Genomic DNA, 21,814 nt, shown 5'->3' on the forward strand with positions numbered 1-21,814 from the left:
TCCGGGCGTGACGACATCGCGAGCCGGGCAATGACGTCCTTGAGGCCCGATGGTTGCGCTGCGTGGAAAAGAGATCGACGCCTTCCTCGCCCGCCCCGATGCGGGCCGTCCGATCATCCTGCTCTACGGTCCCGATGCCGGCTTGGTGCGTGAGCGCGCAGACGCGCTGATCGCCTCTGCCGTCGATGATCCCAACGATCCATTCTCGCTGGTCAAGCTCGACGGCGACGAGCTCTCCGCCGAGCCCTCGCGCCTCGTCGACGAAGCCATGACGGTGCCGCTGTTCGGCGGCCGCCGCGCCATCCGCATTCGCGCAGGCTCGCGCAGCTTTGCCAGCGGCATCGACACCCTGGCCGAAATGAACGTGAGGGATTGCCGCATCGTGATCGAGGCCGGCGAGCTGCGACCGGAATCGCCGCTGCGCAAGGCCTGCGAGCGCGCCAAGGCAGCCGTTGCGATCGGCTGCTATCCCGACACCGAGCGCGACCTTGCCAAGTTGATGGAAGACGAGCTCCGCATCGCGAATTTGCGCATCGCGCAGGATGCCCGCGCGGCGCTGATGTCCTTCCTCGGCGGCGACCGCCAGGCCTCGCGCAACGAGCTGCGCAAGCTGGCCCTCTATGCCCATGGCAAGGGCGAGATCACGCTGGACGACGTGATGGCGGTGGTTGCGGACGCGTCCGAGCTCAAGCTCGACCCGATCGTCGACGGGGCCTTTGCCGGCCGGCCCGACATCGTCGAGACTGAATTCGCCAAGGCCATGATCGCCGGCACTTATCCCGGCGTCATCATCTCCGCCGCGCAGCGCCAGGCTGCGTGGCTGCACAAATCGGCGCTCGCGATCGCCGACGGCCAGCCTGCTTCCGCCGTGCTCGACGGCGGTTATCCGCGCCTGCATTTCTCACGCAAGCCAGCGGTCGAAACGGCACTGCGCAATTTCAGCGTGGCGCGGCTCGCCGCCATCATTGAGCAGCTCGCGAACGCGGCGCTCGACACCCGCAAGCAATCGACGCTGGCGGCCGCCATCGCCCAGCGCACGCTGATGGCGATCGCCGCGAACGCGAAGCGGCGGGGCTGAGCCTCCACGTCGTTGCGAGGAGCGCAAGCGACGAAGCAATCCAGAGTCTCTCCGCGGGAAGATTCTGGATTGCTTCGCTGCGCTCGCAATGACGTGGAGAATGCGGGGGGCTACAGCCCGCCCTTCGCCAGCCGCTTCATCACTTCGTCGAGCTGATCGAGGTTGCTGTAGCTGATCTGGACCGAGCCGCCGGGGTCGCGGTGACTGACGGTGACCTTGAGGCCGAGCGCATCGCTGACGCGCTTTTCGAGATCGATCGTATCGGGGTCTTTTTCCTTGCCCCCGGTGGCGCGCGCCTTTTGCGGCTTGCGCTCCGGCACGCCCTCTTCATGTGCGAGCGCCTCCGCCTGGCGCACGTTGAGGCCCTCCTCGACGATGCGCTTGGCAGCCGCGAGCGGATCGGGCACGCCGATCAGCGCGCGGGCGTGACCGGCGGTCAGCTCGCCGGTCGCGATGAAGGCCTGCACCTCGGCCGGCAGCTTGGTCAGCCGCATCATGTTGGCGACGTGGCTGCGGCTCTTGCCGACGACTTTTGCGATGTCTTCCTGGCTGCGTTTGAACTCGTTGGCGAGCGCGTGATAGCCCTGCGCCTCTTCCATCGGGTTGAGGTCTTCGCGCTGCACGTTCTCGACGATCGCGAACTCCAACGCGTCGCTGTCGCTGATGTCGACCGGGACGATCGGCACTTCATGCAGGCCGGCCATCTGCGAGGCGCGCCAACGCCGCTCGCCGGCGATGATCTCGAAGCGGTCCTGTGCGCCCTTCACCGGGCGCACCACGATCGGCTGGATCACGCCGTGCTGCCTGATGGACTCGGAGAGCTCCTTCAGTTCGGTGTCCGAAAAGGTGCGGCGCGGATTGCGCGGATTGGCCTTGATGAACTCGATCGGCACCTTGCGCTGCGCGCGCGGCCGATCGACATGCTGAGCCTCGCCGCCGACATCACCGATCAGACTTGCAAGACCCCGGCCCAGTCGCGAACGCGCTTCGTCGGCCATCGCCAGCTCCCTTGGATTCACGCTGCAGCACTCCAGAACTGAATTTCGAAATCGTAGATCGTAGGGTGGGTTAGCGAAGCGTAACCCACCATTGGTTTGTTCGAGGCGGCAGACGTGGTGGTTTACGCCTTCGGCTAACCCACCCTACAGGCCTCGTCGATCAATGCGTGACTCGCAGCTCGCGCTCGCGCTGGATCACTTCGGTGGCAAGCCGCAAATAGGCTTCGCTGCCGACGCATTTGAGATCGTAGACCAGCACCGGCTTGCCGTAGGACGGCGCCTCCGAGATGCGGACGTTGCGCGGGATCATGGTCTTGTAGACCTTCTCGCCCATGAACTGCCGGACGTCGGCCACGACCTGGTTGGAGAGGTTGTTGCGCGAGTCGAACATGGTCAGCACGATGCCGTGGATTGACAGATTCGGATTGAGCGTCGAGCGCACCTGCTCGACCGTCTGCAAGAGTTGCGACAGACCTTCGAGCGCGAAGAACTCGCATTGCAGCGGCACCAGGATCGCGTCCGACGCCGCCATCGCGTTGACCGTGAGCAGGTTGAGCGAGGGCGGGCAGTCGATCAGCACATAGGTGTAGTCGGCATCCGGCGAGACGTTGTTGTTGAGTGCGCCGATGGCGTCGCGCAGCTTGAAGGCGCGGCCGGGCGTGGTGCCGAGCTCGAGCTCAAGGCCGGAGAGATCCATGGTCGAGGGCGCGATGTGCAGCCGCGGCACCGCGGTCGACACCACGGCTTCACGCAGGCCGGCTTCCCCGATCAGCACGTCATAGGTCGAGCAGGAGCGGTTGCGGCGGTCGATGCCGAGGCCGGTCGAGGCATTGCCCTGCGGATCGAGATCGACAATCAGGACGCGCTCGCCGATCGCGGCGAGTGCCGTGCCGAGGTTGATCGCTGTGGTTGTTTTTCCCACACCGCCCTTCTGATTCGCCAGCGCCAGGATGCGCGGGTGACCGTGCGGGACCTCGGAAGTCTTCTCTTGCTGCGGCTCGTCAATCACGCTCATCGAAATTCCCCACTCAGCCCCTGACGCCTCACCCGCGCCGTTCGACGGACATCAGCTCGACGATCCACCCGTCACCTGTCCGGCTTTTGTGGAGCTGCGGCTGAATATTCCAATATTTAGCGGCTTCGGTCAATTCAGCCTCTACATCTTGACCCTTGAGAAACAGCGCCTTTGCGCCCTGGCGCATCAGCGGCTCCGCAAAACCGATGAGTTGATGTAGCGGAGCCAAGGCACGCGCGGTGACGCAATCGACGGGGCCGGTGATTCTATCCACATTATCCCCGATCTCAGCCAGATGTACGACTCCCGGAGATGTGGTGACGCGGACCGCTTCGCGCAAAAACGCGGCCTTCTTGGCGATTCGCTCGACAAGATGAACGCTAGCGCCTGGACTCCCTGCCATGGCGCAGGCAAGCACGACGCCGGGGAAGCCGCCGCCGCTACCGAGGTCGGCCCAGCGCTTTGCGGACGGCGCGAGATCGACGAGCTGAAGCGAGTCGGCGATGTGCCGGGTCCAGAGCTGCGGCAAAGTCGAGGGAGCGACCAGGTTGGTCTTGGCCTGCCACTCCCGGAGCAACGCGATATAGCGGTCAAGCCGTGCTTCCGTTTCATGTGAAACAGGCGCGAGCTTCAGCGCCTCGCCCTTGTCCGCGGCAATGACGGAGTCGAGCGCCTGATCGTTGGCGCTGGCCTTGTCGATCTTCGGTTTGGCCGGGGCCGGTTCGGACCGACGAACCGCGCCCTCACCTGATCCTGGTCGTCGCGTTAGCGGTCTGTCCCCGCCCGGTCCGCGCTGTTTCACGTGAAACGCCTATGCGATTGCTTTGGAGGTCTTCCGGGCCTCACGGCGGAGATAGGCCGCGAGGATGCCGAGCGCCGCCGGCGTCATGCCGTCAATCCGGCCAGCCTGCCCGACGGTGAACGGCCGTGCCTTCTTCAGCTTGGCGCGGACCTCGTTGGAGAGCCCGGGCACCTGCTGATAATCGACCTCCGACAGGACCAGCCCCTCGTCCCGCCGGAAGGCTTCGACGTCGGCGCTCTGGCGCTCGAGGTAGACATCGTACTTGGCGTCGATCTCGAGATGGGTGGCGATGACAGGGTCGATGGCGGACAGCTCCGGCCAGATCGCGCGGACCTGGCTCCAGCCGATGTCGGGATAGGCCATCAGCGAGAACGCCGACCGGCGCTGGCCGTCCCGGTTCAGGGATAGTCCGTGCTTGATCGCCTCGTTCGGGGTGATCGCCAGCGACTTCGATAGCGTTCGAGCCGCATTCAGAGCGTCCATCTTGGCGCGGTGATGCTGTGTCCGGGCGTTCCCGACGCAACCGAGCGCAATCCCCTTCTCGGTCAGGCGCTGATCTGCGTTGTCAGCCCGCAGCGTCAGCCGGTACTCGGCCCTGGAGGTAAACATCCGATAGGGCTCACTGATGCCACGGGTTACGAGGTCGTCGATCATCACACCGAGATAGCCATCGGCGCGGTCGAACACGGTCAGTTCGGCTCCGCTCGCAGCCAACGCCGCATTCAGGCCGGCCACGATGCCCTGCCCGGCGGCCTCTTCATACCCGGTGGTGCCGTTGATCTGTCCGGCCAGGAACAGGCCGCGCAGGCGCTTGGTCTGGAGGGTGGGATCGAGTTCGCGCGGATCGATGTGGTCGTACTCGATGGCATAGCCCGGACGAACCATCTTCACCCGCTCCAAGCCGGGAATGGTGGCGAGGATCGCGAGCTGGACCTCTTCGGGTAGCGAGGTCGAGATGCCGTTGGGATAGACGGTGCTGTCGTCGAGCCCTTCCGGCTCCAGGAAGATCTGGTGGCCGTCGCGGTCGCCGAAGCGGACGATCTTGTCCTCGATCGAGGGGCAATAGCGCGGGCCGGAGCTCTTGATCTGGCCGGAATACATCGGCGAGCGATGGACATTGGCCCGGATCACCTCATGGGTCGCAGCCGTGGTCCGGGTGATGCCGCATTGGATCTGCGGCGTCGTGATCCGCTTGGTCATCACCGAGAACGGCTCCGGCGGTTCGTCCCCGGGCTGCATCTCGACCGCCGACCAGTCGATCGTGGCGCCGTCGAGGCGCGGCGGAGTGCCGGTCTTCAGCCGTCCGAGGGTGAAGCCGGCGCGCTCGAAGGAGGTGGAAAGACCCATCGCGGGCGCCTCATCGACGCGGCCGGCTGGCCAGTTCTTCTCTCCCAGATGAACGAGACCGCGGAGGAAGGTGCCTGTGGTGACAACCACAGCCCCTGCCCGAAGCTCTCGACCGTCGGCCAGGCGCAGACCGGTGACGCGGCCGTCGACCACGATCAGTTCGTCTGCCTCGCCTTCGGTCACCGAGAGACCCTCGGTCTGCCGGATCGCGGCCTGCATCGCGGCGGCATAGAGTTTTCTGTCCGCTTGAGCTCGAGGACCGCGGACCGCAGGACCCTTCCGCCGGTTCAGGACACGAAACTGGATGCCGCCGGCATCGCCCACGCGACCCATCAGACCGTCCAGCGCATCGACTTCGCGAACGAGATGTCCCTTACCGAGGCCGCCGATTGCTGGATTGCAGGACATCGCGCCGACGGTGGAGAAACGATGCGTCACCAGAGCCGTCGCAGCGCCCATCCGCGCAGATGCAGCCGCGGCCTCACAGCCGGCGTGGCCGCCGCCGATCACGATGACGTCGAAGCTCTCTCGCTCTGTTCGCATGAATGGACTTCTAGCTCAGAGGCCGCTGGGCCGGAAGTGGAAACTAATGAGGGGGATGTTTCACGTGAAACACCGATCTTGGCCGGGGGGCAATTTTTGCGAAAACAACCCCATGCACAGTAGGACGGGCATTGAATTATCTCGCGTTTTCACGTGAAACGAAATCGGGCGTCACGGCGGAAAAAACGCCCGTTGGGACCCGCAAGAGCACGTTCAGTCTTCGCGAGCGCCGCTAGTAACCCCCGGCCTTCCACGGCGGCGATCCGGATTCCTCGCGCCAGAGGACTCCTCGTCATGATGAGGTGAGCGCGACCGACCTTGCACTCGCGGACTGAAAGACCCTCAGTTGGTCCCGCCACCCGGCCGAATAATGTTTCACGTGAAACAGCGGCGAATCCAAGACGGCGAAAGAGCCCGAGGCCTCGGTGCGCTGCACACTATCCGTCCAAGAGCGCGGGTTCCGAGACAGGGACCAAGCGATGGATGTTTCACGTGAAACAAAGGAATGGAACAAGCGCTAGTTCTACACTCAAGAACTAGTCCTACTTTCCGATGCAAAACTTCTGAAAAATCGCGCCCAAGACGTCCTCGACGTCCACCCGGCCAAGCAGCCGGCCCAGGGCATAGGCCGCTGCGCGCAGCTCCTCGGCCGCAAGCTCCTCGCCGTCTTCTACAAGGTCAAGACTCCGGCGCAAGCTTTCCGATGCCCGGCTCAGCAGGTCGCGCTGGCGGGCCCGGGTCACGACTGCGCCCTCGGTGGCTCCGAAAAACTCGGAAGCGAATTTCACCAGCGCATCGACCAGCTCGGGGATGCCGTCGCCACGCCTCGCCGAGATCCCGAACTCACCGCTCGGTCTGGTACCGCCAGCCATGAGATCGATCTTGTTACGGACGATCCAGACCGATCCTTCTGACCGATCGCTGTCTCCGGATTTCCAAAGGGAGCGCATCGCGTCCGGATCGACGGCTTGCTCTCCCTCCATCAGCCACAGCACGAGGTCGGCATCCTCGGCCCGCGCTCGCGCGCGGCGAACGCCCTCCTGCTCGACCGGGTCGTCCGTCTCGCGAATACCGGCGGTATCGATGATCGTGACGGGATAACCATCGAGATCGAGCTGGACCTCGATCAGGTCACGCGTGGTGCCGGCATGCGGCGAGACGATCGCGACCTCGCGACGTGCGAGCTGATTGATCAACGTCGACTTGCCGACATTGGGCTCGCCCGCGATCGCGACCACGAGGCCCTCGCGCAGGCGTTCAGAATGTCCCCGTGCCGCAAGGACTTTTGTGATTTCACCGTGCAGCGCTTCGATCGCCTTGATCGCCGGCGCCCTCAGCTCCGCCGGCACATCGCCCTCATCGGAAAAATCGATGCCGGCTTCGATCAGCGCCGACGCCTCGATGACGCGCTCGCGCCAGTCGCGCGCGCGATCGCCGAGCAGGCCTTGTAGCTGCCGCAGCGCCTGGCGATGCTGGCGGTCCGTGTCGGCGTGGATGAGATCGTCGAGGCCTTCGGCTTCGGTGAGATCAAGCTTGCCGTTCTCGAAGGCGCGCCGCGTGAACTCGCCCGGCTCGGCGGCTCGAATATTCGGAATTACAGCAATCTCGGCAAACAGCACCGACAGCACGGCGCGGCCGCCATGAACGTGGAATTCGGCGACGTCCTCGCCGGTCGCGCTGGACGGCCCCGGAAACCACAGCACGACCGCATCGTCGATCGGCTGGCCCGCGCTGTCACGAAGCAGCCGGCGACTGGCCCGCCTCGGTGCCGGCAGCTTCCCCGCCAAGGTCGTCAGTGCCAGGCCGGCTTGCGGGCCTGAGACGCGCACCACGGCGATCGCACTCGGCGTCCGGCCGGACGATAACGCAAAGATGGTCTGGTCCCGCGGATGCATTGACCTATTTGTCCGGCTGGCGAGGAAAAGGCAAACGGCCCGTTCCTGGACCACGGCGAGCCGTTTTGCTGCGCCCTTGCTGCAGCAAAGATCATACTGCAATGCAATATGATCCCCGCCATTCTGCTGCAAAAACCTCCCCGCCTGAGGAACATCTGCAAAATTTTATCAAGAATTATGTAGCCATATCAGCATCTTCTTGGAAAATCGGATCCGCCCTTCCACACGGTTGCATGCTGCGCCTTCGCTGCAGCAGGCCGCACAACGAAAAAGGGCGCCCGAAGGCGCCCTTTAACTTATTGCTGCACTGCACTCAGGTGTTCATGGAGTCGAAGAACTCCGAATTGCTCTTCGTCGAGCGCAGCTTGTCGAGCAGGAAGTCGATCGCGTCCATCGTGCCCATCGGGTTGAGGATGCGGCGGAGCACGTACATCTTCTTGAGCACCTGCGGATCGGTGATGAGCTCCTCCTTGCGCGTGCCGGAGCGCGAGATGTCGATCGCCGGGAAGGTGCGCTTGTCCGAGACCTTGCGGTCGAGGATCAGCTCCGAGTTACCGGTGCCCTTGAACTCTTCGAAAATGACTTCGTCCATGCGGCTGCCGGTATCGACCAGCGCGGTCGCGATGATGGTCAGCGAGCCGCCCTCCTCGATGTTGCGGGCGGCACCGAAGAAGCGCTTCGGCCGCTGCAACGCGTTGGCGTCGACACCGCCGGTCAGCACCTTGCCGGATGAGGGAACCACGGTGTTGTAGGCGCGGCCGAGGCGGGTGATCGAATCGAGCAGGATCACGACGTCGCGGCCGTGCTCGACCAGGCGCTTGGCCTTTTCGATCACCATTTCGGCGACCTGGACGTGACGCACCGCAGGTTCGTCGAAGGTCGAGGACACGACCTCGCCCTTCACCGAGCGCTGCATGTCCGTGACTTCTTCCGGACGCTCGTCGATCAGCAGCACGATCAGATAGCATTCGGGGTGGTTGTGCGTGATCGAGTGCGCGATGTTCTGCATCAGCACGGTCTTACCCGTGCGCGGCGGCGCCACGATCAGTGCGCGCTGGCCCTTTCCGATGGGCGCGACAATGTCGATCACCCTTGCAGAAAGGTCTTTTCGCGTCGGATCGTCGATTTCCATGCGGAAACGCTGGTTCGGAAACAGCGGCGTGAGGTTGTCGAAATTGACCTTGTGCTTGGCCTTTTCCGGGTCTTCGAAATTGAGTGTGTTGACCTTCAGCAGCGCGAAATAGCGCTCGCCCTCTTTGGGGCTGCGGATGTGGCCTTCGATGGTGTCGCCGGTGCGCAGACCGAAACGGCGGATCTGCGACGGCGAAACGTAGATGTCGTCCGGGCCCGGCAGATAGTTCGCATCGGGCGAGCGGAGAAAGCCGAAGCCGTCGGAGAGAACCTCGACGACACCCTGGCCGACAATGTCGGTCTCGGCGAGCGCGAGCTGCTTGAGGATGGCAAACAGCAGTTCCTGCTTGCGCATCGTGCTGGCATTCTCGACCCCATTCTCCTCCGCAAACGAGACGAGCTCGGCCGGGGTTTTGGACTTGAGGTCTTCGAGTTTAATTTCCCGCATTGGGGTGGTCCTGTGGGGTAACCTTGGGAGGGGGTGCGAGGAGGCTCTGAAATGCGGACGCGTGAAGATAAGGTCCGCAGGTCTGGCAAGGTTAAGTGCCGATGAGGCTTCAAACCTGATGCGGTGTCCGGCCTCTGGAAAGCTCAGACACAACCACATCCGCCTGCGTTGGGTGGGATATCGACAATATAGAAAATCGCTCGCCACTCCGCAAGCCGAAGCGCTGAGCGTTTCGTCGTGCTGTGCCTAGAACGGCTTCACGATCACCATCACGACGATGATGATCATCAAAATGGTCGGCACCTCATTGATTATCCGATAGAATTTCTGGGTCCGCGAACGCCGGTCGGCGGCGAAGTCCTTGACCCACCGGGAAAAAAAGCCGTGGACCCCCGACATCGCCAGGACCATTGCCAGTTTTACGTGCAGCCAGCCGAATGAAAACCAGTGGCCGGACCAGGCAAGGTAGAGCCCGGCGAGCCAAGTGACGATCATGGCGGGGTTGATGATCGCCTTGAGCAGCCGGCGTTCCATCACCTTGAACGTTTCCGACTGCTTCGAGCCGATCTCGGCCTCGCAGTGATAAACGAACAACCGCGGCAAATAGAGCATGCCGGCCATCCAGGCGATGACCGCGATCACATGCAGCGCCTTGATCCAGAGATAGACGTCTTCGAACATTTTTGGCGCCCGGGGTTTCTACCAGCGAATGGAACTGGGGATAGTAAGAACTCGTTAAGGTCTCACCTGCACACATAGTCCATCTGGAGCGTCCCTTCTCCAATAAAGAATCTTAGATTCTTAAGGTTTGAGTCTATGTGACCGTGAATTGGACTCACAAGATTCTGTCCGCACGTTCGCGCTCGTTTGTTCACATCCATCAACATATCCCCGGCAGCTCTGGCGGTTTGCGATAAGTCAGCCAGCTTCAAAGGCTTGCGTGCTTCTGTCGGCAGCTTATCAACGGGGTTGTCCGCGTCATCCCGTTTCCCTCCTGACGAGCCGCTGAACTTATGCCGGCGGGCAGTGGTGTGAAGAAAATCGGCACTTGTCCCGCCCTCGGTGTCGCGCATCCCTTTCCGAGGGGTTAAGGTCCACAGAAATCCACAAACCACACCGACTCCATACAAAGGGATTTTGTGCCCACCTCGAACAATTATTTCCATCTGCACCTGGTGTCCGACTCGACCGGCGAGACGCTGATTACGGTGGCGCGCGCCGTCGCCGCGCAATACGCCAACGTCACCCCCGTCGAGCATGTCTATCCGCTGGTGCGCAGCCAGAAGCAGCTCGACCGCGTGCTCGACGAGATCGAGGAGGCGCCGGGGATCGTGCTGTTCACGTTGCTGGAGAAGGATCTGGTCGCCCGCCTCGAGGACAAGTGCAAGGGCATCAACGTTCCGAGCCTGTCGATCATCGGTCCGGTGATGCAATTGTTCGAGGCTTATCTCGGCGCTGCGACCACGGGCCGGGTCGGCGCCCAGCACGTCCTCAACGCGGAATATTTCAAGCGCATCGATGCGCTGAACTACACGATGATCCACGACGACGGTCAGCATGTCGAAGGTCTTGACGATGCCGATGTCGTGCTGGTCGGCGTGTCCCGCACCTCCAAGACGCCGACGTCGATCTATCTGGCCAATCGCGGCATCCGCACCGCCAACGTGCCGCTGGTGCCCGGCATTCCCGTGCCGGAGCAGCTGGGGAAGCTGACGCGGCCGCTGGTGGTCAGCCTGCACGCGACGCCGGAACGCCTGATCCAGATCCGCCAGAATCGCCTGCTCTCGATGGGGTCCGATTCCGGCAACGAGACATATACCGACAGGCAGTCGGTGACCGAGGAGGTCGCGTTTGCGCGCAAGCTCAGCGCCAAGCACGATTGGCCGCTGCTCGACGTCACGCGTCGCTCGATCGAGGAAACCGCGGCGGCGATCATGAAGCTCTACAGCGATCGCCAGCGCAACCGGCATTCCGGATAGTCCTTGCGATGGGTCTGTGGCTCGGCAAACATCCGTTGATCCTGGCCTCGCAAAGCAGCGCCCGGAAAATGCTGTTGGCCAATGCCGGGCTGGAGTTCAAGGCTGTTACTGCCGATATCGACGAGCGCGGCATTCAATTGGCTTCGGCGCTTTCAAATCCGCGCGAGATCGCTCTGCTGCTGGCGCGCGAAAAGGCCAAAGCGATCTCGGCCAGCTATCCCGGGAGCTACGTGATCGGGGCCGATCAGACCCTGGCTCTTGGCAACCGTCTTTTCAACAAGCCGGCGGGCCGGCCGCAGGCATTGGCGCAATTGCGCGATCTCGCCGGCAACAGCCATGAGCTGAATTCCGCGGTGGCCGTGGCGCATGATGGCCAGATCGTTTTCGAAGACGTCTCGGTTGCCCGCATGACCATGCGCGAGATGACCGAGGACGAGCTTTCAATCTATCTGGACGCTGCCGGCGACGCCGTCACCACCAGCGTCGGCGCCTATCAGCTTGAAAGCCTGGGCATCCATCTGTTCGAGCGGATCGAGGGCGATCATTTCACCATTCTTGGCCTGCCGCTGCTGCCGCTGCTTGCGTTCCTGCGACGCGAACGGCTAGTTGCCATGTGAATGACAGACATGTGAATAACAGACTTGGCTGGGCGCTGATGCGAATCCTGGGACTGACCGGCTCGATCGGGATGGGAAAATCCACCACCGCGAAACTATTCGCAGAGGCTGGTGTGCCCGTCTACGATGCCGATGCCGCCGTGCATCAGCTCTATGAGGGTGAAGCGGCGCCCGCGATCGAGGCCGCCTTTCCCGGCACCACCGTGTACGGCAAGGTGGACCGGCCAAAACTGTCGGCGCGCGTCGTGCATGATCCCGCTGCCATCAAGCAGCTCGAGCAGATCGTCCATCCGATGCTCGGCGCGTCCCGGCAAAAGTTCTTCGCCGAGGCGGAAGCCGCCAAGGCGCCGGTCGTGGTGCTCGATATTCCGCTGCTGTTCGAGACCGGTGGCGAGAAGCGCGTGGACGCCGTGGTCGTGGTCTCGACCTCGCCGGAACTCCAGCGTGAGCGGGTGCTGGCGCGCGGCACGATGGACGAAGCCAAGCTCGATGCGATCATCGCCAAGCAGACGCCCGATGCCGAGAAGCGCAAGCGGGCCGATTTCGTGGTGGATACGTCACACGGACTTGAACCGGTGCGCGCGCAAATCGCCCACATCCTGGCCGAGGTGGTTAAGATGCCGCAGCGGCGAGCCTGATTCGCCGCCTCAGACGGCTCTCAAAACACCGATCTCAAGGCATGCGCGAAATCGTTCTCGATACCGAAACCACTGGCCTCGATCCGATTCGCGGCGATCGTCTGGTCGAAATCGGCTGCGTCGAGATGCTCAATCGCATGCCGACGGGACAGACCTACCACGTCTATATCAATCCTGAACGGGACATGCCGGCGGAAGCCTTTGCGGTACATGGGCTGTCGGCCGAATTTCTGTCGACCAAGCCGCTGTTCCACGAGGTCGCCGATGCGTTCCTGGAGTTCATCGGCGATGCGCCGCTGGTGATCCACAACGCCTCGTTCGACATCGGCTTCATCAATGCCGAGCTCGACAAGATCAAGCGCGCGGCGATTCCGCGCGAACGGTTGGTCGATACGCTGCTGCTGGCGCGCCGCAAGCATCCCGGCGTGTCCAACCGGCTCGACGATCTCTGCTCGCGCTATGCGATCGACAACTCACGCCGCACCAAGCACGGCGCGCTGCTGGACGCCGAGTTGCTGGCCGAGGTCTATGTCGATCTGGTCGGGGCGCGGCAGTCGCAGCTGCTTCTGGCGTCGGAGGCTCAGGAGATTCGCGTCAATGCGGCTGGCGATGCGCCGCGGCGGCAACGGCTGGTGCCGCTCGCGCCACGGGTTTCCGATGCCGAGCGCGAGGCCCACCGGGCCTTCATCGCGACGCTCGGCGACAAGGCGATCTGGAACGAGTTTTTGCCCGCTCCAGCTCCTCCGGCTGGTTAGGCTTGGCCTATGCTTGGCCGCTCGTCGGGGCGGCCATTTGCCGCTCCATGTTCTGACGATAGAGACCGACGAAGTCGACCGGGTCCAGCATCAGGGGCGGGAACCCGCCGTCGCGCACCGCCGTCGCGATGATCTCGCGGGCGAACGGGAACAGCAGACGCGGGCACTCGATCATGACCAGCGGATGCAGATTTTCCTTCGGCACGTTGGCGATGCGGAACACGCCGGCATAGGCGAGCTCGAACGAGAACATGATCTTGCCCGCGGTCTCGGCCTTGCCCTCGACCGACAACGTCACCTCGAACTCCTGTTCGCTGAGGTTGTTGGCGCTGACATTGATCTGGATGTTGATCTGGGGGGGCTGGCTCTGCTGCTGGAGCGAGCTGGGCGCGTTCGGATTCTCGAACGAAAAGTCCTTGGTATATTGCGCCAGCACGTTGAGCTGGGGAGCCTGGGCCGCCTCGGGAGGGGTGCCGTTACCGTTGGTCATGAGAGTCTCTCCTTACCCGATTTGGGCTGAATTTCGCGGCGGTTGGCTAACATAGGGCCGCCTCATTCCACAAGGACGAACGGTCCCGGAGGCGGGATTGCGGCCGCGCCGCAACTGCCGCGTTGATCCGGCCTTTTCCGCTAAACTGCGCCTTAAATGATTGAAGATGCGCGATTTCCGGACAGGATCGGGTTTCCCCTTAAGCATAAAACGCGCTACACTCGGTGCTGTGCCAAAAGGCGCCATTGGCCCGGCAAGATTTCGTGCCTACATCCCACGGACCTGACGCGGCCCTAAAATGGTGATGTAGACTTGCCGTTCCCGTATGGAACGGTCTACTGGCCGGATTGATTTTCCCGGCGACGACCCCAAAGCGTGGACCCAGAGCAAAGACCAGAAAGCGAATCCGACGTGGACATCTACACCATCATCTTCCTGGCGCTGGCGGTCTTCATCTTTCTGCGGCTGCGCAGCGTGCTCGGGCAGCGGACCGGCAACGAGCGGCCGCCGTTCGATCGGACCGCCGCTCGCAATGCGCTCGGGGGTGCCCAGGACAACAACGTCGTGACCATGCCGGGCAAGGTGATCGACCAGGCCCCGCTGGCGCCGACGGCCGAGCCGACCCCGCCGTCCGACCGCTGGAAGGGTCTGACCGAGCCGGGCACCGCGCTGGCGCAGGGCCTGGATGCCATCGTCGAGAAGGATTCCACGTTCGACCCGCGTCATTTCATCTCGGGCGCCAAGGGTGCCTACGAGATGATCGTGCTGGCCTTTGCCAATGGCGACCGCCGCGCGCTGCGCGACCTGCTGTCGCCAGACGTCTATGAGAGCTTCGAGGCCGCAATTAAGGAACGCGAGACGAAAGAGCAGAAGACCGAGACCCGCTTCGTCTCGATCGACAAGGCCGAGCTCGTCGGCGCCGAACTGCGCGACCGCACCGCCCAGCTCACGATCCGCTTCGTCTCGCAGATGATCTCGGCCACCCGAGACAAGGCCGGCAACATCGTCGACGGCAGCGCCGACACGGTTGCCGACATCACCGATATCTGGACTTTCGCCCGCGACATCACCTCCCGCGATCCGAACTGGAAGCTGGTTGGCACCGGAAGCGCGAATTAAGGTCTTTCTGAAGACCGGCGCGACCGCGCTTTGCGCAGGCGTCGTCGCGCTGTCCTCGTTTTCGCTCGGCGCCGAAGCGGCGCGGCGCCACTATCGCAGCCATCACCATCATCCGCCGCAATTGCCTGCCGCTCCGCCGCGGGCCTTGCCCTATCCGCAGCTCCCGCTGCCGTTCGAAATTCCGGGCGCGCAATATCTGCCGCTGGCCTGGGCGGACGTGAAGGGCTGGAGCGATGACAATCACCTCGCGGCGTACAAGACGTTTCGCGCCAGCTGCAAGCCGATAAATGCACAAACCGGAGCGACTGAACCGAAGGCCGAATCAAAAGCAATTGGAGGTTCGTTGAGCGAACCTTGCCGGGTGGCGAAATCGCTCGAGCTCGGCGACGACGCCAAAGCAAAGACCTTCTTCGAGGAGAATTTCGCGCCGCTGCGAATTTCGCGCCTGGGCGAGCCCGACGGCTTCGTCACCGGCTATTACGAGCCGGTGCTGGAGGGATCGCGTACGCAGACCGACGTCTTCAACGTGCCGGTCTATCGCCGCCCCTCGAATCTGTTCGTGCGCGGCTACAAGCAGGATTCGGTCAGCCTGCCCAACAAGGGTCCGGTCTATCGCAAGATCGGCCGCCGCAAGCTGGTACCCTATTACGACCGCGGCGAGATCGAGGACGGCAAGATCGCCGGCCGCGGGCTCGAGATCGCTTGGTTGAAGGATCCGACTGACCTGTTGTTCGCGCAGATCCAGGGCTCGGCACGGATCAAGTTCGACGACGGCGGCACGGTCCGGCTGAATTACGACGCCTATAACGGCTATCCCTATACCGCCGTCGGGCGCGTCCTGATCGAGCGCGGCATCATTCCGAAGGAAGAGATGTCGATGCAGAAGATCAGGGAGTGGATGGCGCAAAATCCCGACGGTGCCAAGGATCTGCGTCGCCAGAACCGCTCCTACATCTTCTTTCGCGAGGTCAATCTCTCCGACAAGGAGGAGGCGGTGGGCGCGCAAGGTATTCCGCTGACGGCGGGACGCTCGATCGCGGTCGACAAGGCGCTGCATGTCTACGGCACGCCGTTCTTCATCGAGGGCGAGCTGCCGATCGAGTCCGAGCGCTCGAAAACACCGTTCCATCGGCTGATGATCGCGCAGGACACCGGCTCGGCCATCATCGGTCCCGCGCGCGCCGATCTCTATTTCGGCGCCGGCGCGGATGCCGGCCGCGTCTCCGGTCGGCTGCGCCATCCCATGCATTTCGTGATGCTGGTGCCGAAGGGCCTCGATCCCTCGGCGCGAGCTGCGCGGCTGCCGGTGCCTGATCCGCGCCCCTCGGAGAAGATCGCAAAGCTGTTTCCGCAAACCGATCCCGGGAAGGAAACGGCGAAGCCGGCCGCCGCGTCCGGCCCCGCGGAAACCAGGAGCGACACGGTCGCCATCGCGGGTCCAGTCCCGCTGCCGGCGCCGCGTCCGGTGATCGAGGCCGATCGCGAATCGCAGCGGCCAGCGAAGAAGCGTCCCCATCGGCAGCAATGAAGCGATCGTCCCGTCCGCCCGTGCTGGAGCCTCGCCCCTCGCCGCGCCGCCGCGCGCTGAGCGAGGAGGAGCGCGCGCTGTGGGAGGGCGTTGCCAAACAGGTGAAGCCGCTGAGGAAGCACCGCGCGGCGAAGGCGCATGCCGCTCCGCGCGCCGAGCCTTCGCCCGCAACACCGGTCACGCGGCCTGCGTCATCGCCACGGCAGGTTGCCGCTGCACCGGCGCCGCCGCGCGCCGCAAAACCGGCCGTCCCGCCCCTGGCGCCGCTCGGCAAGCGCGAGCGGACGAAACTGTCGCGCGGCCGCAGCGAGATCGAGGCGCGGCTCGATCTCCACGGCATGACCCAGACCCGCGCGCATCGCGCCCTGACTGGCTTCCTGCACCGCGCCCATCACGACGGCCTGACCTTCGTGCTCGTCATCACCGGCAAGGGCCGCAGCGGCGGCGAAAGCGGCGTGCTGCGCCGTCAGGTGCCGGAATGGCTGAGCCTGCCGGAATTCCGCAGCTTCGTCGTCGGCTTCGAGACGGCCCATATCGGCCATGGCGGCGAGGGCGCGCTGTATGTGCGGATCAGGCGGGCGAGGGGGTAGGAAATCAGCCGAGGACCGGGCTCCCTTTGCCTCTCCCGCTTGCGGGAGAGGTCGACGCGCGGAACGCGCGGCGGGTGAGGGTTCGCTCCTCTTGGGGCTTCCCGCTGCGGAGAAAGCGCTCTCCCCGACCCTCTCCCGCAAGCGGGAGAGGGAGCACACCGTCTAGAACGGCCGAATGATTCCGACGCGCGGGATCAGCGTGAGGATCAGGCCGAAGACGTTGGTCTTCCGATCCTCCGCCGGAATCAGCGGCGCCTCCCGCGCAGCCGGCAGCATCTTCACGGCGTGCAGGATCAGGAACATGCAGACCGCCCAGTTCGAGATCCAGCGCGAATAGTCGAACACCATCGCGAACATCACGAGATAAGCGAGGCTGACCCCGATCAGCGCCGCGAGCACGAGGCGGCGGTGCGTCTCGCTTGCGAGCGCGCCGATCAGGTTTGCGAAGAAGCGCCACAGCGGCGTGTGCAGCCAGATCAGCAGCGCGAACACGGGCACGCCGAGGATGTTGTGCGGCAGGCGGCCCCAGGTGTCCGAGACCTCCTTGGCCAGCGGTTGGTACCAGATGTAGGCGAATTGCAAGAGATCCGTGCGGGACGGATCGGCCATCCGCGTTTTCAGGTACGCAACGAAGTCGGCTTCAGGGATCGGCATCGTTCCCAAAAATTGCGCCGCAAAGAACAGCACCGCGACGATGGCGAGGGCGACGATGCCGAAGGCGACGTTGCTGCGATTGAGCCCGTAGGCAAGGTAGTGCCTGATCACCACGATGGTGACGATCGTCGGCACATACATCAGCAGATGAATGTGGTGGATCAGGACGAGCACGATCGAGAACAGTGCTGCCGTTGCCACGAACAGCAATGAGCCAGCCGGCATCAGCAGCAGGACGAGCGCCAGCGCACAGCCATAGATGTCGAAATGGCCGAGCGTGTGCATGAAGTTCTTCAGGAAGAACGGCGAGCCCGCGATGAAGACGAACAGCGGCAGCGTCTTCGCGGTGAAGCCAAAGCTCTTCTGAAACAGCCTTGCGTAGAGGGCCAGCGTCACCAGCCACGTCACCCCGCCGATCGCGAACACCGACCAGACCGGCACCTTGTCCGTGAACACCGCGACGATGGCCCCGATCAGTGCGCGCTTGATGAAGCCGAAATGGTAGTCGACCAGGAGATGGATATAGGGGACGTAAGGCGGCAGCTGGATCTTGTGGACGAACACGCCGACGATGACCGCCGCGTTGATCGCGAGCAGGAGCCGCCAGGGATTTTGCAGGATGCGTACGGTCACGCCGCATCAATAGCGTGACCGTTCCAAATTACAAAATGAACCGGCTCAGATCGGCGTTCTTGGCGAGGTCGCCGACGTGCTTCTGCACGAAATCCGCATCGACCCTGACGGTCTCGCCGCTGCGGTCGGGGGCGGTGAACGAGATCTCGTCCAGCACCCGCTCCATCACGGTCTGCAGCCGCCGCGCGCCGATGTTCTCGACGGTGGAATTGACGGCGACCGCGACGTCGGCGAGCGCGTCGATGGCGCCGTCGGTGACGTCGAGCGTCACGCCCTCGGTCTGCATCAAGGCGACATATTGCTTGATCAGCGAGGCCTCGGGCTCGGTCAGGATGCGGCGCATGTCGTCGCGGGTCAGCGCCTGCAATTCGACGCGGATCGGCAGGCGGCCCTGCAATTCCGGCAGCAGGTCCGACGGTTTGGCGACGTGGAAGGCGCCGGACGCGATGAACAGGATGTGGTCGGTCTTGACCGCGCCGTGCTTGGTCGAGACCGTGGTGCCTTCGATGAGCGGCAACAGATCGCGCTGCACGCCCTCGCGCGAGACGTCGCCGCCGGCACGGCCTTCGCGCGCGCAAATCTTGTCGATCTCGTCGAGGAACACGATGCCGTTGTTCTCGACCGCGTTGATCGCCTCCTGCGTCAGCTGATCCGTGTCCAGCAGCTTGTCGGATTCCTCGTTGACGAGAATCTCGTGCGAGTTCTCAACCGTCAGCCGCCTTGTCTTGCTGCGGCCGCCGAGCTTGCCGAAGATATCGCCGATCGAGATCGCGCCCATCTGCGCGCCCGGCATGCCGGGGATCTCGAACATCGGCATGCCGCTGCCGGACGATTGTGTCTCGACCTCGATTTCCTTGTCGTTGAGCTCGCCGGCCCGCAGCTTCTTGCGGAAGGATTCGCGCGTCGCGGAAGAGGCGTTGGCCCCCACCAGCGCATCGAGCACACGTTCCTCGGCGGCGAGCTGCGCGCGGGCGTGCACGTCCTTGCGCTTCTTCTCGCGAACCTGGGCGATCGCGACCTCGACGAGATCGCGCACGATCTGCTCGACGTCGCGGCCGACATAACCGACCTCGGTGAATTTGGTCGCCTCGACCTTCAGGAACGGCGCATTTGCGAGCTTGGCGAGCCGCCGCGCAATTTCTGTCTTGCCGACGCCGGTCGGGCCGATCATCAAAATGTTCTTGGGCAGCACCTCTTCGCGCAACGAGCCGGTGAGCTGCTGCCGCCGCCAGCGGTTGCGCAGCGCGATCGAGACGGCGCGCTTGGCATCAGCCTGGCCGACGATGAAACGGTCGAGTTCGGAAACGATTTCACGGGGAGAGAAGTCTGTCATGGGACCTTAGCTAGGGTCAGATGCGGGGTAGGACAAGCCGGATTTTGCGTCAGATGATGGGCGGGCCGGATTGCCATTGCTTTACGGCCTCGATCGGATGGATCAGCATCAGGATGTTGAGTGTCAGATTGTCGCGAATGTGCAGCGCCAGCATGATCTCGAAGGCGAGTCCGAACAGGACGGTCACGCTGACAGGCAGCACGCGTGCGGCGAGGAACCCCAGCATCATGGCCAGATTGTCCGACGCCGAATTGACGATGCTGTCGCCGAAATAATCCAGCGAGATCGTACCGGCGCGGTAGCGCTCGATGATGAAGGGCGAGTTCTCGACGATCTCCCAGGCGCCTTCGATCAGCATGGCGATGATCAGTCGCGCCGGCCACGACAAGGACAGGAACGGCATCCGCACGAACAGAAGCCAGGTAAGGCCATAGAACAGGAAGCCGTGCAGGACGTGCGAGAAAGTGTACCAGTCGGCGATGTGCTGGGAATTCTCCGAGCTGTTCACCACGCCGTGCCACAGCTTGACATAGCCGCAGGTGCAGATCGGCACCCGTCCCATGCCGAACAGGATGGCGGCCTGCAGCGCCAGCAGCAACAGCGCGATGCCGATCCAGGTGGCTGGGGGGATCGTCGTCTTGATGCTCTGAGGCGCGAGGGTCATGAGGGGGCCGTCTCGCAGTCCAAGCGGCGGTGCGCTCCCTCTCCCGCTTGCGGGAGAGGGTTGGGGAGAGGGTGCCTCCACATTGGGACAGCCCCCAAGAGGCGAGAGCCCTCACCCGGCACTACGCGCCGACCTCTCCCGCGAGCGGGAGAGGTTACACCGAATCCTGAGCGCCGCCGTTCGATCACAGCTCTAGCCGGTCGCCAGCGCTTCGACGGTCAAATTCCGGTTGGTGTAGACGCAAATATCCGCGGCGATGTCGAGGGAGCGGCGGACGATGGCCTCGGCGTCCTTGTCGGTGTCGAGCAGCGCCCGTGCCGCCGCCAGCGCGTAATTGCCGCCGGAGCCGATCGCCATGACGCCCGCCTCGGGCTCCAGCACGTCGCCGGTGCCTGTCAGCACCAGGGAGACGTCCTTGTCGGCCACGATCATCATGGCCTCCAGCCGGCGCAGATAGCGGTCCGTGCGCCAGTCCTTGGCGAGCTCGACCGCAGCCCGGGTCAGCTGCCCCGGATATTGCTCGAGCTTGGCTTCCAGCCGCTCAAACAGGGTGAAGGCGTCAGCGGTCGCGCCGGCAAAACCGCCGATCACGTCGCCCTTGCCGAGTTTCCGGACCTTTTTGGCGTTGGACTTGATGACCGTCTGACCGATCGAGACCTGGCCGTCGCCGCCGACCACCACCTTGCCGCCCTTGCGGACCGTCAAGATCGTGGTGCCGTGCCAGCCCGGCGAGCTGTTTTGGGAAGCCTGCATGAATGATCCTCGCTATCCGCCTGATTTAGGCGGTCCGGCGCAGGCGCACAACGGGCCGTTCCGGGCCGAATTTCGCTCACCATAGGTGGAAGTGCCGGCCTGCCAAGGCGATCCCGCGGTAGCGAAGGCGTCATTTGGCTGTTAAAAGACCGGCGTTTTCGGCCCCGAGCCAGGATGAGAGCTAGTTTCAATGCGCACCGCGAAGATCAAGCGCAAGACCAAGGAAACCGAGATCGAGGTCACCGTGAACCTCGATGGCACCGGCGCGGCTGATATCGCGACCGGCATCGGCTTTTTCGACCATATGCTCGATCTCCTCGCCCGCCATTCCCGCATCGACCTCACGGTCAAGGCGGTCGGCGATTTGCACATTGATTATCACCATACCACCGAAGACACCGGCATCGCGCTCGGCCAGGCGGTCAGGCAGGCGCTCGGCAACATGGCGGGCATCACCCGCTATGCCGGCGTGCACATGCCGATGGACGAGACGTTGTCGCGCGTGGTCATCGACATCTCGGGCCGCCCGTTCCTGGTGTTCAAGGCCGACTTCCCCCGCGACAAGATCGGTGAGTTCGACACCGAGCTGGTGCGCGAGTGGTTCCAGGCCTTCGCCATGAATGCCGGCGTGACTCTCCACGTCGAGACCCTATATGGCGATAACAGCCACCATATCGCCGAGTCCTGCTTCAAGGGGCTGGCTCGGGCGCTGCGCACCGCGGTCGCGATCGATCCGAAAGCGGTGGGAGAGATCCCGTCGACCAAGGGCTCGCTCGGCGGCTGACGTCTTTCGGCCGGCGGCAC

At 63.7% G+C, this 21,814-nt stretch carries 21 protein-coding genes; 9 read left to right on the forward strand and 12 right to left on the reverse strand.

All coding sequences use genetic code 11. From position 1 onward, the window contains the following. The first annotated feature begins 49 nt into the window (after positions 1 to 49). Positions 50 to 1,078: a DNA polymerase III subunit delta gene (gene holA / locus IVB24_RS02640; protein ID WP_247771976.1), complete on the forward strand. Its 1,029-nt coding sequence runs from the start codon at positions 50 to 52 to the stop codon at positions 1,076 to 1,078. A 110-nt stretch (positions 1,079 to 1,188) separates the two neighbouring features. Here holA and IVB24_RS02645 read toward each other — a convergent pair whose 3' ends face one another. The 7 genes from IVB24_RS02645 to hemJ form a co-directional block, all read right to left on the reverse strand. Continuing rightward, a complete protein-coding gene (locus IVB24_RS02645; RefSeq protein ID WP_247771977.1) occupies positions 1,189 to 2,076 on the reverse strand; it encodes a ParB/RepB/Spo0J family partition protein in 888 nt (295 codons plus the stop codon). 160 nt (positions 2,077 to 2,236) lie between these two features. Further along, entirely contained in the window at positions 2,237 to 3,091 is an 855-nt protein-coding gene (locus IVB24_RS02650; protein ID WP_106947282.1) for a ParA family protein, read from the reverse strand. 28 nt (positions 3,092 to 3,119) lie between these two features. Then, positions 3,120 to 3,791, reverse strand: coding sequence for a 16S rRNA (guanine(527)-N(7))-methyltransferase RsmG (gene rsmG, locus IVB24_RS02655; RefSeq protein WP_247774273.1), 672 nt, complete (start codon positions 3,789 to 3,791; stop codon positions 3,120 to 3,122). Positions 3,792 to 3,902: 111 nt separating this feature from the next. Next, the gene (gene mnmG, locus IVB24_RS02660) at positions 3,903 to 5,783 is read right to left on the reverse strand and encodes a tRNA uridine-5-carboxymethylaminomethyl(34) synthesis enzyme MnmG (RefSeq protein ID WP_247771978.1); all 1,881 of its coding nucleotides are present in this window, start codon (positions 5,781 to 5,783) and stop codon (positions 3,903 to 3,905) included. A gap of 542 nt (positions 5,784 to 6,325) precedes the next feature. After that, positions 6,326 to 7,678 (reverse strand): tRNA uridine-5-carboxymethylaminomethyl(34) synthesis GTPase MnmE, encoded by a 1,353-nt coding sequence (gene mnmE / locus IVB24_RS02665; RefSeq protein WP_247771979.1) that lies wholly within the window; start codon positions 7,676 to 7,678, stop codon positions 6,326 to 6,328. A 313-nt stretch (positions 7,679 to 7,991) separates the two neighbouring features. Continuing rightward, on the reverse strand, positions 7,992 to 9,257 hold the full coding sequence (rho, locus tag IVB24_RS02670) for a transcription termination factor Rho (RefSeq protein WP_008133567.1): 1,266 nt from the start codon (positions 9,255 to 9,257) through the stop codon (positions 7,992 to 7,994). Positions 9,258 to 9,503: 246 nt separating this feature from the next. Continuing rightward, entirely contained in the window at positions 9,504 to 9,938 is a 435-nt protein-coding gene (hemJ, locus tag IVB24_RS02675) for a protoporphyrinogen oxidase HemJ (protein ID WP_094975979.1), read from the reverse strand. 458 nt (positions 9,939 to 10,396) lie between these two features. Here hemJ and IVB24_RS02680 point away from each other — a divergent pair, with 458 nt between their 5' ends. The 4 genes from IVB24_RS02680 to dnaQ are packed head-to-tail and all read left to right on the forward strand — an operon-like array spanning position 10,397 to position 13,246. After that, positions 10,397 to 11,236, forward strand: a complete 840-nt coding sequence (locus tag IVB24_RS02680; protein WP_247771980.1) for a pyruvate, water dikinase regulatory protein — start codon at positions 10,397 to 10,399, stop codon at positions 11,234 to 11,236. 8 nt (positions 11,237 to 11,244) lie between these two features. Then, positions 11,245 to 11,853: a Maf family nucleotide pyrophosphatase gene (locus IVB24_RS02685; protein ID WP_247774274.1), complete on the forward strand. Its 609-nt coding sequence runs from the start codon at positions 11,245 to 11,247 to the stop codon at positions 11,851 to 11,853. A gap of 38 nt (positions 11,854 to 11,891) precedes the next feature. Then, positions 11,892 to 12,491 carry a dephospho-CoA kinase gene (gene coaE / locus IVB24_RS02690; RefSeq protein WP_140483671.1) on the forward strand — a complete coding sequence of 200 codons (600 nt, stop codon included), beginning with the start codon at positions 11,892 to 11,894 and terminating at the stop codon, positions 12,489 to 12,491. A 41-nt stretch (positions 12,492 to 12,532) separates the two neighbouring features. Beyond that, the gene (gene dnaQ, locus IVB24_RS02695) at positions 12,533 to 13,246 is read left to right on the forward strand and encodes a DNA polymerase III subunit epsilon (protein ID WP_247771981.1); all 714 of its coding nucleotides are present in this window, start codon (positions 12,533 to 12,535) and stop codon (positions 13,244 to 13,246) included. Between the two features lie 7 nt (positions 13,247 to 13,253). Here the strand turns inward: dnaQ and secB are convergent, their stop codons facing one another. Continuing rightward, positions 13,254 to 13,736, reverse strand: coding sequence for a protein-export chaperone SecB (secB, locus tag IVB24_RS02700; RefSeq protein WP_094975984.1), 483 nt, complete (start codon positions 13,734 to 13,736; stop codon positions 13,254 to 13,256). A 411-nt stretch (positions 13,737 to 14,147) separates the two neighbouring features. Between secB and IVB24_RS02705 the strand changes: the two genes are divergently transcribed. From IVB24_RS02705 to IVB24_RS02715, 3 genes are read left to right on the forward strand one after another with little or no spacing between them, the layout of a single operon-like run. After that, positions 14,148 to 14,855 carry a Tim44/TimA family putative adaptor protein gene (locus IVB24_RS02705; RefSeq protein WP_140481784.1) on the forward strand — a complete coding sequence of 236 codons (708 nt, stop codon included), beginning with the start codon at positions 14,148 to 14,150 and terminating at the stop codon, positions 14,853 to 14,855. Beyond that, positions 14,833 to 16,383 (forward strand): MltA domain-containing protein, encoded by a 1,551-nt coding sequence (locus tag IVB24_RS02710; RefSeq protein ID WP_247771982.1) that lies wholly within the window; start codon positions 14,833 to 14,835, stop codon positions 16,381 to 16,383. Before IVB24_RS02705 ends, IVB24_RS02710 begins: the two co-directional genes overlap by 23 nt. Continuing rightward, complete coding sequence (locus IVB24_RS02715; protein ID WP_247771983.1) at positions 16,380 to 16,973, forward strand: Smr/MutS family protein; 594 nt, start codon at positions 16,380 to 16,382, stop codon at positions 16,971 to 16,973. The genes IVB24_RS02710 and IVB24_RS02715 overlap by 4 nt, the downstream gene beginning before the upstream one ends. Before the next feature lie 162 nt (positions 16,974 to 17,135). Here IVB24_RS02715 and IVB24_RS02720 read toward each other — a convergent pair whose 3' ends face one another. The 4 genes from IVB24_RS02720 to hslV all read right to left on the reverse strand — a co-directional run bounded on the left by IVB24_RS02720 (position 17,136) and on the right by hslV (position 21,010). Beyond that, positions 17,136 to 18,260: a hypothetical protein gene (locus IVB24_RS02720; protein ID WP_247771984.1), complete on the reverse strand. Its 1,125-nt coding sequence runs from the start codon at positions 18,258 to 18,260 to the stop codon at positions 17,136 to 17,138. 28 nt (positions 18,261 to 18,288) lie between these two features. Continuing rightward, on the reverse strand, positions 18,289 to 19,593 hold the full coding sequence (gene hslU / locus IVB24_RS02725) for an ATP-dependent protease ATPase subunit HslU (RefSeq protein ID WP_094975988.1): 1,305 nt from the start codon (positions 19,591 to 19,593) through the stop codon (positions 18,289 to 18,291). A 49-nt stretch (positions 19,594 to 19,642) separates the two neighbouring features. Beyond that, positions 19,643 to 20,257 carry a DUF2585 domain-containing protein gene (locus IVB24_RS02730; RefSeq protein WP_247771985.1) on the reverse strand — a complete coding sequence of 205 codons (615 nt, stop codon included), beginning with the start codon at positions 20,255 to 20,257 and terminating at the stop codon, positions 19,643 to 19,645. A 192-nt stretch (positions 20,258 to 20,449) separates the two neighbouring features. After that, on the reverse strand, positions 20,450 to 21,010 hold the full coding sequence (gene hslV / locus IVB24_RS02735; protein ID WP_094975991.1) for an ATP-dependent protease subunit HslV: 561 nt from the start codon (positions 21,008 to 21,010) through the stop codon (positions 20,450 to 20,452). A 190-nt stretch (positions 21,011 to 21,200) separates the two neighbouring features. On the opposite strand from hslV, the gene hisB reads away from it, so the two are divergent. Beyond that, positions 21,201 to 21,794, forward strand: coding sequence for an imidazoleglycerol-phosphate dehydratase HisB (gene hisB / locus IVB24_RS02740; protein ID WP_247771986.1), 594 nt, complete (start codon positions 21,201 to 21,203; stop codon positions 21,792 to 21,794). The last annotated feature ends 20 nt before the right edge of the window (positions 21,795 to 21,814 follow it).

It is taken from the genome of Bradyrhizobium sp. 192 (genome assembly GCF_023100965.1).
Lineage (GTDB): Bacteria > Pseudomonadota > Alphaproteobacteria > Rhizobiales > Xanthobacteraceae > Bradyrhizobium > Bradyrhizobium symbiodeficiens.

Coding starts and splice junctions, on each gene's coding strand:
- hslV (WP_094975991.1), bottom strand. CDS start 21,010: ATGCAGGCTTCCCAAAACAGCTCGCCGGGCTGGCACGGCACCACGATC.
- hisB (WP_247771986.1), top strand. CDS start 21,201: ATGCGCACCGCGAAGATCAAGCGCAAGACCAAGGAAACCGAGATCGAG.
- holA (WP_247771976.1), top strand. CDS start 50: ATGGTTGCGCTGCGTGGAAAAGAGATCGACGCCTTCCTCGCCCGCCCC.
- mnmE (WP_247771979.1), bottom strand. CDS start 7,678: ATGCATCCGCGGGACCAGACCATCTTTGCGTTATCGTCCGGCCGGACG.
- mnmG (WP_247771978.1), bottom strand. CDS start 5,783: ATGCGAACAGAGCGAGAGAGCTTCGACGTCATCGTGATCGGCGGCGGC.
- IVB24_RS02730 (WP_247771985.1), bottom strand. CDS start 20,257: ATGACCCTCGCGCCTCAGAGCATCAAGACGACGATCCCCCCAGCCACC.
- hslU (WP_094975988.1), bottom strand. CDS start 19,593: ATGACAGACTTCTCTCCCCGTGAAATCGTTTCCGAACTCGACCGTTTC.
- IVB24_RS02645 (WP_247771977.1), bottom strand. CDS start 2,076: ATGGCCGACGAAGCGCGTTCGCGACTGGGCCGGGGTCTTGCAAGTCTG.
- secB (WP_094975984.1), bottom strand. CDS start 13,736: ATGACCAACGGTAACGGCACCCCTCCCGAGGCGGCCCAGGCTCCCCAG.
- hemJ (WP_094975979.1), bottom strand. CDS start 9,938: ATGTTCGAAGACGTCTATCTCTGGATCAAGGCGCTGCATGTGATCGCG.
- dnaQ (WP_247771981.1), top strand. CDS start 12,533: ATGCGCGAAATCGTTCTCGATACCGAAACCACTGGCCTCGATCCGATT.
- coaE (WP_140483671.1), top strand. CDS start 11,892: ATGCGAATCCTGGGACTGACCGGCTCGATCGGGATGGGAAAATCCACC.
- IVB24_RS02715 (WP_247771983.1), top strand. CDS start 16,380: ATGAAGCGATCGTCCCGTCCGCCCGTGCTGGAGCCTCGCCCCTCGCCG.
- IVB24_RS02650 (WP_106947282.1), bottom strand. CDS start 3,091: ATGAGCGTGATTGACGAGCCGCAGCAAGAGAAGACTTCCGAGGTCCCG.
- rho (WP_008133567.1), bottom strand. CDS start 9,257: ATGCGGGAAATTAAACTCGAAGACCTCAAGTCCAAAACCCCGGCCGAG.
- IVB24_RS02685 (WP_247774274.1), top strand. CDS start 11,245: ATGGGTCTGTGGCTCGGCAAACATCCGTTGATCCTGGCCTCGCAAAGC.